The organism is Methylovulum miyakonense HT12 (assembly GCF_000384075.1).
GTDB lineage: Bacteria > Pseudomonadota > Gammaproteobacteria > Methylococcales > Methylomonadaceae > Methylovulum > Methylovulum miyakonense.
In genome coordinates, this window is the sequence record NZ_KB913025.1 from 1,039,377 (window position 1) to 1,052,207 (window position 12,831).

A 12,831-nucleotide genomic window follows, 5' to 3' on the forward strand; every position below is an offset into this window, starting at 1 on the left:
GTATTCGGCAGCAAGCCCATTTTATCGGGGGAAGGTCAAAACCTGAACGGGACGGGGTGTTTCGCAATTCCGTCCTTAACGTTTCAATTTATCCATGAGTATCCAAAACGTTACGGAACGGGTCGCTTAAGGCGCCTACTGTTGGAATAAACCCGTTCCGGCAATGGGCCAAAAACCTGTTTTTTGGCTCCTAAAGCCCTTTCCAACACGCATAAAAAAGGCCGGAGTGCGCCCCGGCCTTTTCATCCTGCCCATTACGGACAACGTCAGTCAGCTTGCCGTCTCAAAAACGCCGGGATGTCCAGGTAATCCAGGTCGGTTTCTTTTTTGGCGGGTTGGGCGCCGAAGCGGGTTTCGCGGCCTTCGGATTTGCCGTCACCTTTGTTGCGCATGACGGTGGGTTTGTCCAGCTCATCGTAAGGGTTGGCACTTTTATGCAGTGGCTTGACATTGGATTTGCCTGCCGCCATGGCGGCGGTTTGGCCCATGCCAGTGGCGACCACGGTCACTTTCAGTTCGTCGCCCAATGACGGGTCAACCGCCATACCGATTTTGATGATGGCATCTTCGGAAGCAAATTCGTGGACAATGTTGCCGACTTCGTCGAATTCGGCGATGCCCATGTCGGATGCGGAGATGTTGACCAAAATGCCACGCGCACCTTGCAAATTGATGTCTTCCAGCAACGGGCAAGCGATGGCTTTTTCCGCCGCTTCCCGCGCACGGTGTTCGCCGGAGGCGCTGCCGCTACCCATGATCGCCGCGCCCATGCCGGACATGACGGTACGCACGTCGGCAAAGTCGACGTTGATCATGCCAGGGTGGACGATCAGTTCAGTGATGCCTTGCACGGCATCCAGCAACACATCATTCGCGGCTTTGAACGCGGTCATCAAGGACACGTTGTTGCCTAAGACAGGCAGCAGTTTTTGGTTAGGGATCGTGATTAAGGAATCGACGTATTTTTCCAGTTCCAAAATGCCTTGTTCGGCAACGGCTTGTTTCTTTTTGCCTTCAAACAAAAACGGTTTGGTGACCACGGCGATGGTCAAAATCCCCATGTCGCGGGCGATTTCGGCGATGACCGGAATCGCGCCGGTGCCTGTGCCGCCGCCCATGCCGGCAGTCAAGAACACCATGTCCGCACCTTGCAGCACTTCTTTGATGCGGTCTTTGTTTTCTTGCGCGGCATTTTTACCAATTTCTGGATTAGTGCCTGCGCCTAAACCTTTGGTCAGTTCGACACCCAATTGGATAATCGTATTGACGTTTAATTTTCTCAGTGCTTGTGCATCGGTGTTCGCACAAATAAATTCCACGCCTTCAATGTGGCAACCCACCATGTGATTGACCGCATTGCCGCCCCCACCGCCTACACCAATAACTTTGATGACGGCAGTCTCATTATACATATCGACTAATTCATATTTCACAACACTACCCCTTAAACAATAAATCTACAAAGTTATTAAAAATTACCCTGAAACCAATTCTTCATTTTAGCAAACCAACCATCCTGTTCAGAGTCATTGCTTCTGACAATGTTTTGATGTTCTTTACCATACATAAGCAAGCCCACGCCAGTCGAATAAACCGGATTCTTAACGACTTCCGATAAGCCCGTCACATTTTCCGGCCCCCCCATACGCACGGGCATGTGAAAAATTTCTTCTGCCAATTCTATCAGGCCCCGGACTTTCGAACTGCCGCCCGTTAGGACAATGCCGGCCGCAATGGACTCTTCATTGCCGCTACGGCGGATTTCCGCCTGCACCAGCAACATCAGTTCCTCATAACGCGGTTCAATGATTTCCGCCAAGTTTTGCGTGGAAATCTTGCGTGGCGCCCGGTCACCAATGCTGGGCACTTCAATCACCCCGTCTATGCTTGCCAGCTGTGTTAAGGCACACGCATATTTGCGCTTGATGTCTTCGGCGTTGACCGTGGGCGTGCGCAAAGCAACGGCAATATCATTGGTGACTTGGTCGCCCGCAATGGGGATGACCGCCGTATGCTTGATGGCGCCTTCAACAAAAATGGCGATGTCGGTCGTACCGCCGCCCATATCGATCAGGCAAACCCCCAGTTCCTTCTCGTCTTCGGTCAGCACCGAATTGCACGATGCCAGTTGCTCCAACACAATGTCTTCAACTTCCAAGCCGCATTTGCGGATACATTTGACGATGTTCTGCGAAGCGCTGACGCTACCGGTGACCATGTGGACTTTCGCTTCCAATCTTATGCCGGACATGCCGATAGGTTCTTTTATTCCATCCTGTAAGTCTATAACAAATTCTTGCGGCAAAATATGCAATATTTTTTGATCCGCCGGGATGGCTACGGCACGGGCGGAATCTATCACCCTGTCGATGTCGTATTGGGTGACTTCCTTATCTTTAATGGCAACAATGCCATGGGAGTTTAGGCTTTTAATATGACTACCGGCAATACCGGCAAATACTGACTTGATCTGGCATCCCGCCATCAGTTCCGCTTCCTCAATGGCCCGTTGTATGGATTGCACGGTGGACTCCAGATTGACCACCACGCCTTTTTTAAGCCCGCGTGAAGGTGTGGTGCCAATACCGATGATCTCGAGACTACCATCACTACTGAGCTCACCTACGATAGCGGCGACTTTGGACGTGCCAATATCCAACCCGACTATTAAATTACGTTCTGATTTTCTTGCCATTGTTTACTCTATTGCTTTTTAATGTGCCCGTTCATTACATTTTCTTGGCCAATGCCGCTTCCATCCTCCAGGAAATTAACCGCCCCCCAATCAATCGCCGGGGCTTCGGCTTTCCAAGAAACAGCATAACCATTAGGATAACGTAAATCCACTACCGCCATTGAATCAACCTGTTGCTGTCCTAACAGGGGCAATGTTTTTAAGAACCGTTGTAATTTTTTTAATTGTTCATCACGCCCTAATAAAATCTTTAATCCGCTGGTCACCTTAATGTCCCACGACCAGCGGTTATTGATGGTAAATTCTGCCAATTGTAACGATTCATCGGCCAAAGCCGTTTTAATGCCTTTCATAATTTCCAGAACGTCCAGCCTCCGTTGTTCCGGTGCGCTAAGGATGATTAAATGCTGATGTGCGGCAATTGTTTTTGGTGTAAAAATAACGCCCTGTTCGGTAATGAGGCTATCTTTACCCCAACGGGCATAAGGCTTTTTTTCCGTGACTTTAATGTCGATGGTATCCGGCCAGATCCTTTTGACAGCAACAGTGCCGACCCAAGGCAACGCCGCAACAGCAAGATGTATCGCCTGCATATCCGCTTCTAAAAAACCAACGGTTACCAAGGGCTCCAAAACCGCCTTGATGTCCTCTTTGGCCAAATTTTGGAATACGCCCTCAGTCCTTACATATTTGACCGGTAATGAAGCTATTTTAACAGGCCATTTCAATCCTGCGCCTTTATTGCCCAATAACCAGATGCCGATTGCAAGCAATATCAACGCCAACAGTGATAGTTTTACGCCAACTTTGCCCATTACGCCAGACTGGTTTCCAACACCTGCCAAACCAACTCATCAAACGTTAAGCCCGCCTGCTTAGCCGCCATCGGCACTAGGCTATGGTCGGTCATTCCCGGCACGGTGTTGATTTCTATCAACTGGTATTGCCCCTGGCTGTCAATGAACACATCGACCCTGGCCCATCCTGTAACGCCGACCACCTTGCTTGCCGTCACCGCAATGTCTTGTAGGGCTGTCTCCTGCGCGTCATCCAAACCACAAGGGCAATGGTATTGCGTGGTGTTGGCGTAGTATTTGGCTTCGTAATCATAAAAACTGTGCGGTGTTTCCAGGCGGATGACGGGCAGTGCCGCACCATTTAGGATCGCCACCGTATATTCTTTGCCGGCCACCCATTGTTCGGCATAAACGTCGCAATTAAATTCTGACGCAATTTGCAATGCCTTCACCAATTCGTCACGGTTATGGGCTTTGCTCATGCCTAGGCTGGAGCCTTCTTGCGCCGGTTTGACGATGACCGGAAAACCTAATTTTTCAATGCAGCCATCAATGTCGGCTTCGCTGTCCAATAGCTGCCAGCGGGGGGTCACCAACCCATAACCTTGCCAACACAATTTGGTGCGCAATTTGTCCATGGATAATGCCGAAGCCATCACGCCACTGCCCGTGTACGGGATTTTCATGACGCCCAAAACACCTTGCAAAACGCCATCTTCGCCGCCACGGCCATGGATGATGTTAAAAACCCGCTCAACCTGGACACCCGCCAAGGCGTCTATCGGGCTATCCGTGACATCTATGGCGATGGCGTCCACCCCGGCGCGTTTGAGGGCTTCATAAACCGCCGCGCCGCTTCTTAACGAGACCGCGCGTTCAGCTGCCGAGCCGCCCATCAAAACTGCAACCCGCCCGAATTTTTCAGGATTATCATAACGATGCGCCGGGATGACCGTTGCTGTTTTTTCTTCGCCTACCATGCAAACCTCTGTCTTTAAAAGCACACCGTGTATTTCGTTAACTTTGCGTTGGACTATCGCAATCAATTTTTCTATATCCGCCGCCGAGGCATTATCGGTGTTGACGATAAAATTGGCGTGTTTTTCAGACACCCGCGCCCCGCCTAGCGTAAAGCCTTTTAAACCCGCCTGCTCGATCAAACGGGCGGCATAATCGCCGACCGGATTGACAAACACCGAACCGCAACTGGGCTGGTTGGTCGGCTGGGTTTTCGCCCGTTGCTCCAGCAAGGCCTTGATTTTTTGCTGGCTGGCGGCAGTGTCGCCTTCTTCCAGTTTCAACAGGGCCGATAAAAACCATTCCCCATCAAGGCCTTTGACGCTACGGTAAGCAATCTTAAATTCCGGTGGTTCCCGAAAACTGACTTGTCCTTGGCGGTTGAGCATTTCCACCTGATGCACTATCGGCCAGGTTTCCCCGCCAAACGCACCAGCATTCATCTTTAACGCGCCCCCCATCGTCCCTGGGATACCCGCCAGAAATTCCGCACCAAGAAAGCCGCTTTCCGCACAAAAACGGGCAACCAATGCACACGGGACTCCTGCCTCGACATACAACAAGCCTTCCGCAGTGAAGCCCATCTCTTTCAAACGGTTTTTAGTATTGATCACCGTCCCGCGGATGCCGCCATCGCGGATCAGCAAATTACTGCCCAAGCCCATCCAAAACAGCGGTTCCGTTGCCGGCAGGCTTTTAACGAATGCGACCAAATCCGCTTTGTCATACGGGATGTACAAGCGGTCAGCGATCCCGCCAACCCGCCAACTGGTGTATTTGGCCAGCGGCTCATCAATTAACAAACGTCCCTGCATGGCTTAACCTGCCAAAGCCGCCGCCAATAATTGCGGAAGCTGTGCCGCAATCGCCCCGACATTCCCTGCGCCCATCGTTAAGACAACATCATCAGCCTTAACGATGCCCGCCAAAATGGATGGCAATTCTTCCCAATTTTCGACAAACACCGGGTCAACTTGGCCACGCACCCTGATCGCACGGCTTAATGCCCGGCCATCCGCGCCTGGAATTGCCGTTTCCCCTGCGGCATAAACTTCCATCAAAATCAGCACATCCACCGTTGACAGGACTTGCACAAAATCTTCAAACAAATCACGGGTACGGGTATAACGGTGGGGCTGGAAGACGACAATCGAACGGCGCGAAGGCCAGGCTTGCCGTAAGGCTTCCAAGGTTGCCGCAATTTCACGCGGATGGTGGCCATAATCATCGACCAAGGTCAGTTTGCCATTACCCAAGGTGATGTCGCCGTTGATCTGGAAACGTCTGCCCACCCCTTTAAAAGCCCCAAGGCTCCTGATGATCGCCTGGTCATCAATGTTCAACTTGGTGGCGACCGCAATTGCCGCCAGGGCATTCAACATATTATGCCAACCCGGCATGTTCAAGGTCACGGCCAATTCGGGATGGCCGCCGCGCCGTAAGACATTGAAGCGGGTGTGCATCCCTTCCTGTTGGATGTCGATGGCGCGCACATCCGCTTCTTCATCGACCCCATAGGTGACCACAGGCTTAGATATGTCCGGCAGGATTTCCTTAATGCCATCATCGTCCAAACACAACACCGCCAACCCGTAAAAAGGCAGATGGTGCAAAAATTCGATAAATGTCTCTTTCAGCCGTTGGTAACTGTTTTGGTAAGTCGCCATGTGGTCTTGGTCAATATTGGTGACTATCGAGATCATCGGCTGCAAATACAAAAAGGACGCGTCACTTTCATCGGCTTCGGCGACCAGATAATGCCCCAACCCCAGTTTGGCATTGCTGCCCGCGCTATTCAAACGGCCACCAATGACAAACGTCGGATCCAAACCGCCTTCCGCCAAAATGCTCGCGGTCAGGCTGGTCGTTGTGGTTTTGCCATGGGTTCCGGCAACGGCAATGCCAAAGCGGAAACGCATCAGCTCGGCCAACATTTCGGCGCGCGGGATGACCGGGATCCGGTTCAGATAGGCTTCATCGACTTCGGGGTTGCTGCGGTCTATCGCGCTGGACACCACCACCACATCGGTATTGAGGATATTCTCACGGCTATGGCCAATCAGGATGTTGGCCCCTAAGCCTGCCAAGCGTTGGGTCACGGCACTTTCTTTAATGTCCGAACCGGACACTTGATAGCCTAGGTTGAACAAAACCTCGGCGATGCCGCTCATGCCCGTGCCGCCGATGCCAACAAAATGGATACGCTCGATGTTACCGAGCGATTGCACCATGGCGCGGATATGTGGGAAGCTCATACGCCCGCCTCCGCCATACACGCTTTCGCCACCACTTCAGTGGCGTCCAAGCGGGCGCATTGTTGCGCGGCATAACCCATCGCCTGTAGCTGTTGGCTGGCTTGGGTGATTTTTTCCGCCAAATGCCGGGCGGTCAGTTCTTTCTGCATTAACAATAATCCTGCTTGGGCTTCGGTCAAATAACGGGCATTGGCGGTCTGATGGTCGTCAATCGCACTGGGCAAGGGCACAAAAATGGCCGGAACCCCCATTGCCGACACTTCGCTCACGGTCATGGCCCCCGCGCGGCAAATCACCATGTCCGCCCATTGGTAAGCGGCGACCATATCGTCAATAAAGGGGCTGACCTCCGCTTCAATCCCTAAGGCCCGATAATGTTCCGTCACTTGCCCGCACATCACCGCGCCAGTCTGATGCTTAATTTTTATCCCTGGCAACAAGGCAATCGCTTCCGGGACAATTTCATTTAAAATTTGCGCCCCCAAACTGCCACCGACCACTAAAATATTGATATGGTCGGCGCTTGGATGTTTTTCTGCCGGGACTTGCATAAACTGCTTCCTTAACGGGTTGCCCGTGCATTGCGCCCGGACTTTTTTATGGAAACTGCCAGGAAACGCTTCCAGCACCCGGCTTGCCAATTTCGCCAACAAGCGGTTGGTTGTGCCCGGAACCCGGTTTTGTTCATGGATGACCAAGGGGATGCCTAATAACCTCGCCATCAACCCGCCCGGCCCCGCAACAAACCCGCCCATCCCTAAAACCACATCAGGGCTGCGTTCACGGAGGATGTGTGCGGCTTGCCAACAGGCCTTTAATAACTTGGCCAGGGCTGTGGCCTTTGACAACAAGCCTTTGCCCCTCACGCCCGCCACCGACAACCAGTCTATGGCGATGCCATGTTCCGGAACCACACGGCTTTCCAGCCCCTTTTGCGTACCCAACCAGCTGACTTGCCAGCCCTTTTCAATTAATGACTCGGCGACCGCCAAGGCCGGGAACACATGGCCTCCTGTCCCGCCCGCCATGATCACAATCCGCTTCATGCGACTTTGGCCTTCGCTTTGAAACGGGGTTCAGGCAAGGTGCTGGCGTTGATTTCGGTCACCTCGGTGTGCACCCTAAATAGCAAGGCCACAGCGCAACACATGATCATCATACTGCCGCCACCGTAACTCATGAGCGGCAAGGTCAAACCTTTGGTGGGGAGCAAGCCCATATTGACCCCCATATTGACGAAGGCCTGAAAACCAAACCAAATGCCTAGGCCATACGCGACAAAAGCCGAAAATTGCTCCCCCGCCTTTTCCGCCGCCACGGCAATCGTAAACGCCCTACAAACCAACAACGCGAACAGGCTAATCACCGCCAAAACGCCCAACAACCCCAATTCTTCGGCGATCACCGAAAACAGGAAGTCGGTGTGGGCTTCCGGCAGATAAAACAGTTTCTGGAGGCCGCCACCTAAACCCACGCCCCACAATTCGCCGCGCCCAAAAGCAACCAAGGCCTGGATCAGTTGGAATCCGGTATCACGCGGGTCAGCCCAAGGATTCATGAAACTGGTCACCCGCTTCATGCGGTAAGGCTCAAGGTATACCAACAACCCTGCCAACACGGCGACCACAGCAAGCAGCAATGCGAATTGCCGCATTCTGGCACCGGCCAAAAACATCATGCCCATGGCAATGATTAAAATGACGACAGCCGAGCCAAAATCCGGCTCCAACAACAATAAGACGCTAGCCACAGAAAACAGCAATAACGGCTTGAGCAAACCAAAAGCCGATTCGCGTATGGATTGCTGATGCAGATTGACATACCGCGCCATGTAAACAACGGCGGCAAATTTGACCAACTCGGACACCTGGATCCTGATACCGCCCAACGACAGCCAACGGGTACTTCCGTTGACATTGACACCGAAAAACAACACCACGACCAGCAACAACAGCCCGGCTATAAACAGCCATGGGGCAATTTTTTGCCAGTTCCGCATCGGTATCATGGCAATATACCTTGCCATGACGAGACCCAGGGCAATATGGACAAGCTGCTTGATGGGGTAGCCCCACACATTTAAAGCGCTTGCCGCCACCGAGGCTTTGCTGTCCAAATGCAACGAGGAAGAGGTCACCATGACATAACCGATCAGCAGCAAACACACGCACACAGTGACGAGCATGGAATCAAAATGAAAGGCTCCGGCCGCTAAGGCCCTGTTTCTTCTGTTCATGTGGATAACCCCAAGACGGCTTTAGTAAATTTATTGCCCCTGTCTTGATAATTTTTAAATTGATCAAGACTAGCGCATGCCGGCGACAATAAGACACTGTCGCCACTGGTAGCCAAACCGGCAGCAATTTGCACGGCTTGCGTCATGTTTTCTGCCGAATACACGGGCACCGACGTGCCTTGTAAGGCTTTTTCTATCAACGGCGCGTCCTTGCCCATCAACACCACGCTTTTGGCTTTTTCCATGATCGCCGGGACCAGTTCGTTCATATCCGCACCTTTGGCTTGCCCGCCAGCAATGAGGATGACTTTGCGGACATAACCTTGCAAGGCGGCGACACAGGCCCCGATATTGGTGGCCTTGGAATCATTAATCCAGGTCACGCCGCGTATTTCGGCAACCCGCTGCATCCGATGTTCCAAGCCCTTAAATTTCCGTAATGCCGCGCACATCGCGGCTTTATCCAATCCCACCGATACGCCCAACGCTAAGGCGGCCAACGCATTGGCGGCATTGTGGCGGCCTTCAAGCGGCAAATCGGCAAGCGGCATCAAGCGCTCATCCTTGTGCATCAGGTACTCAACGCCATCGGCCTCGGCCAGATAAAAATCAGCTTTGGCATTGATGGAAAAAGTGTAGCTAACCCGGCCTTTATCCTGCATGGCCTTGACCATCGGGTCATCAATATTGATCACCATCGCGCCATTGCCCCTAAAGATGCGCTGCTTTTCCTGGGCGTATTCGGCGATGTCGGCATGGCGGTCAAGATGGTCGGCACTGATGTTCAGCACCGTTCCCGCCGCCGCATTCAATTGGGATGTCCTTTCCAATTGGAAGCTCGATAATTCCAAGACATACAGATCCGCAGGGCCGGCCAATAAATCCAATGCCGGAACCCCCAAATTGCCACCCATGGCAACCTGTTTACCGGCTGCTTTTGCCATCTCGCCAACCATCGTGGTCACGGTGCTTTTACCATTGGAGCCGGTAATGGCGACTATCGGCGCGGTCACCGAACAGGCGAACAAATCAATGTCACTGACGATTTTTGAGCCATTGGCGATCGCTTTCATGATCGCCTTTTCGTTCAACGACAAACCGGGGCTAACCACCAGATGGGTGGCCACCTTAAAGGCGGCATCGTCAAAGCCACCCGTAAAGACCGGGGTATCAGGCATCTGCTCAATAAATTCATCTATCAATGGCGGCTTGTCGCGGCTATCAATAATGGCGAACTGGTAATTCAATTTCTGTAAATAACGCGCCACCGACATGCCGGTGTGGCCAAGCCCTACCACTAAGACTTTGGAGCTTTGCGGATCCAGCGCAAAATGCTTGGTTAATAAGCCGGTAATTGTTTGAGTCTGCATTGTCATCTCAATTTTAATGTCGCCAAACCGATCAGGACCAGGATTACGGTGATGATCCAGAACCGCACGATAACCCGTGGTTCCGGCCAGCCTTTCAGTTCAAAATGATGGTGTATCGGCGCCATCCTGAACACCCGTTTTCCGGTCATTTTGAAAGACGCGACCTGGATGATGACCGACAGCGTTTCCATAACAAAAACACCGCCCATAATGACCAACACGATTTCTTGCCTGACCAGCACCGCCAGCACCCCCAATGCACCACCTAACGCCAAGGCACCGACATCCCCCATGAACACCATGGCGGGATAGGTGTTAAACCATAAAAAGCCTAAACCTGCACCGACAATGGCGGCGCAGAAAACGATCAGCTCGCCGGAATTGGGCAAGTACGGGATCGCCAGATATTGCGCAAACGTCGCATGGCCTGACAAATAGGCAAACGCGCCCAATCCCGTCGCCACCATCACTGTCGGCATAATCGCCAAGCCATCCAAGCCATCGGTCAAGTTGACCGCGTTGCTGGTCCCCACAATCACAAAATAGGTGAGGATGACGTACATGGGCCCCATGTCCAACATCACGTCTTTAAAAAACGGGATGATAAATTGCGTTTCGGCGGGGACTACGGCGGTTTTATATAAAAAAACGGCGGCGGTCAGGCCTATGACGGATTGCGCCAAATATTTGGCTTTTGCCGACAAGCCATCGCTGTTACGTTTGACCACCTTGCGGTAATCATCAATAAAGCCAATCACGCCGTAACCCAACGTCACCAGCAAGATGACCCAGATATAACGGTTGCTCAAATCCGCCCATAATAGGGTGCTGATGGCGATGGCGACCAAAATCAAGGTGCCGCCCATCGTTGGTGTACCCGCTTTTTCGTAATGCGATTGCGGCCCCAATTCACGGATGCTTTGGCCAATTTTATTGCCACGCAAACGCTCGATCATCCAAGGGCCAATCATGAGAGAGATCATCAATGAGGTCAGCACGCCCAAAATGGCGCGGAAAGTCAGGTAATGGAACACCCGAAACCCGCCGTCAACGCTCATCAAATAATCCGCCAGATAAAGTAACATAGCTGTTTCCTAGCCTAATTTCCGAACTGCCCGACTAAAGCGGCAACGACATATTCCATGTGCTGCGCCCGCGAGCCCTTAATCAAAATGGTTTCACCGCCTTGCAGTTCCTGCCGCAAGGCGGTGATCAAATCGGCTTGGGAGGGGAAAAAATCCGCCCCCGCGCCAAATTGCTCAACGGCAAAACGGGCGTGGTCGCCAGTCGCCAATAAACGCACCACACCACTGGCTTTAATCATATTGCCGACATCGGCATGTATGGCCACGCTTTCCGGGCCTAGCTCACCGAACGCGCCTAACACTAGCCAGGGTTCGCCGCCACACTCCCGCAACACGTCTAAGCCGGCTTTCAGCGATGCGGCATTGGCGTTGTAAGTGTCATTAATGATCCGGCTGCCCACCGAGCCGACCAATGGTTGCAAACGGCCTTTTACAGGCTGGACAATCGCCAAGCCCTGGACAATTTGCGCCAGGCTTAAGCCTAACGCCAAACCCGCCGCCGTCGCCGCCAAGGCGTTCATGACATTATGCCGGCCCGCCAAGTTGATGGCGGCTTCAATTTGCCCTTGTGGCGTGGCCAATTGGAAAACGGTGCGGAAGGCTTGGGCTGAGAATTCGGACTTAATGCCTTTGGCGGTCACATCGGCATTTTCATGGAAACCGAAGGACAATACCTTCTTGTTGCCGGCGAGGCCTAGCCAATAATCGAAATAACGGTCATCACGGTTGAGGACGGCGATCCCTTCCGGTTTTAGGGTTTCGATAATCTCGCCTTTACTCCGTGCCACCCCGTCCAAGCTGCCAAAACCTTCGATATGCGCAGCCCCGGCGTTATTCAAGATAACGGCGTCAGACTGGGCATAGCGGCTGGTATAAGCAATTTCTTGCGGATGGTTAGCCCCCATTTCAATCACTGCATAACGGTGCGTTTCATTAATCTGCAACAAGGTCAGCGGGACGCCGATATCATTGTTCAAATTGCCTTGGGTAAACAGCGTTTCGCCCGCGACACCCAAGATGGCGGCGGTCATTTCCTTAACCGTGGTCTTACCGTTGCTGCCGGTAATGCCAACCACTTGGACAGGAGACTTACGCCGCCAAGCCCCCGCCAGTTCCGCCAACGCCAAACGGCTATCGCTGACAACGATATGCGGCAAACTAGTCTGGGTTCCGGCATGGACGATTGCGGCCACCGCCCCGGCTTGCTCGGCGGCCAGCATAAACTCATTGCCATCAAAACGGTCGCCTTTGATCGCGACATAAAGCTGCCCGGTTTTTAGTGTGCGGGTGTCTATGCCCACCGAGGTGATGGCCACATCATCCCCGATGTGCCGGCCCTTCACGGCCATGGCGATTTCACTGAGCATCATGGGCAT

10 protein-coding genes and 1 pseudogene are annotated in these 12,831 nt (G+C 52.7%); all 11 read right to left on the reverse strand.

What is annotated here, in order from left to right; all coding sequences use genetic code 11:
- Nucleotides 1-266 precede the first annotated feature (266 nt).
- Entirely contained in the window at nt 267-1,433 is a 1,167-nt protein-coding gene (ftsZ, locus tag METMI_RS0105470; RefSeq protein ID WP_019865254.1) for a cell division protein FtsZ, read from the reverse strand.
- Between the two features lie 35 nt (nt 1,434-1,468).
- Nucleotides 1,469-2,695, reverse strand: coding sequence for a cell division protein FtsA (gene ftsA, locus METMI_RS0105475; RefSeq protein ID WP_019865255.1), 1,227 nt, complete (start codon nt 2,693-2,695; stop codon nt 1,469-1,471).
- An 8-nt stretch (nt 2,696-2,703) separates the two neighbouring features.
- On the reverse strand, nt 2,704-3,510 hold the full coding sequence (locus METMI_RS0105480; RefSeq protein WP_019865256.1) for a cell division protein FtsQ/DivIB: 807 nt from the start codon (nt 3,508-3,510) through the stop codon (nt 2,704-2,706).
- Nucleotides 3,510-4,472, reverse strand: coding sequence for a D-alanine--D-alanine ligase (locus tag METMI_RS26760; protein ID WP_156829959.1), 963 nt, complete (start codon nt 4,470-4,472; stop codon nt 3,510-3,512). Before METMI_RS26760 ends, METMI_RS0105480 begins: the two co-directional genes overlap by 1 nt.
- A pseudogene (gene murB, locus METMI_RS27400) lies at nt 4,461-5,324 on the reverse strand (UDP-N-acetylmuramate dehydrogenase); the annotation flags it as partial. The pseudogene murB and the gene METMI_RS26760, both read right to left, overlap by 12 nt.
- 3 nt (nt 5,325-5,327) lie before the next feature.
- Nucleotides 5,328-6,764, reverse strand: a complete 1,437-nt coding sequence (gene murC / locus METMI_RS0105495) for a UDP-N-acetylmuramate--L-alanine ligase (RefSeq protein WP_019865258.1) — start codon at nt 6,762-6,764, stop codon at nt 5,328-5,330.
- Nucleotides 6,761-7,810: an undecaprenyldiphospho-muramoylpentapeptide beta-N-acetylglucosaminyltransferase gene (gene murG, locus METMI_RS0105500; protein WP_019865259.1), complete on the reverse strand. Its 1,050-nt coding sequence runs from the start codon at nt 7,808-7,810 to the stop codon at nt 6,761-6,763. The genes murC and murG overlap by 4 nt, the downstream gene beginning before the upstream one ends.
- Entirely contained in the window at nt 7,807-9,000 is a 1,194-nt protein-coding gene (gene ftsW / locus METMI_RS0105505; protein WP_019865260.1) for a putative lipid II flippase FtsW, read from the reverse strand. The genes murG and ftsW overlap by 4 nt, the downstream gene beginning before the upstream one ends.
- Nucleotides 8,997-10,376, reverse strand: a complete 1,380-nt coding sequence (murD, locus tag METMI_RS0105510) for a UDP-N-acetylmuramoyl-L-alanine--D-glutamate ligase (RefSeq protein WP_019865261.1) — start codon at nt 10,374-10,376, stop codon at nt 8,997-8,999. Before murD ends, ftsW begins: the two co-directional genes overlap by 4 nt.
- On the reverse strand, nt 10,373-11,455 hold the full coding sequence (gene mraY / locus METMI_RS0105515) for a phospho-N-acetylmuramoyl-pentapeptide-transferase (protein WP_019865262.1): 1,083 nt from the start codon (nt 11,453-11,455) through the stop codon (nt 10,373-10,375). Before mraY ends, murD begins: the two co-directional genes overlap by 4 nt.
- A 14-nt stretch (nt 11,456-11,469) precedes the next feature.
- Complete coding sequence (locus METMI_RS0105520; protein WP_019865263.1) at nt 11,470-12,831, reverse strand: UDP-N-acetylmuramoyl-tripeptide--D-alanyl-D-alanine ligase; 1,362 nt, start codon at nt 12,829-12,831, stop codon at nt 11,470-11,472.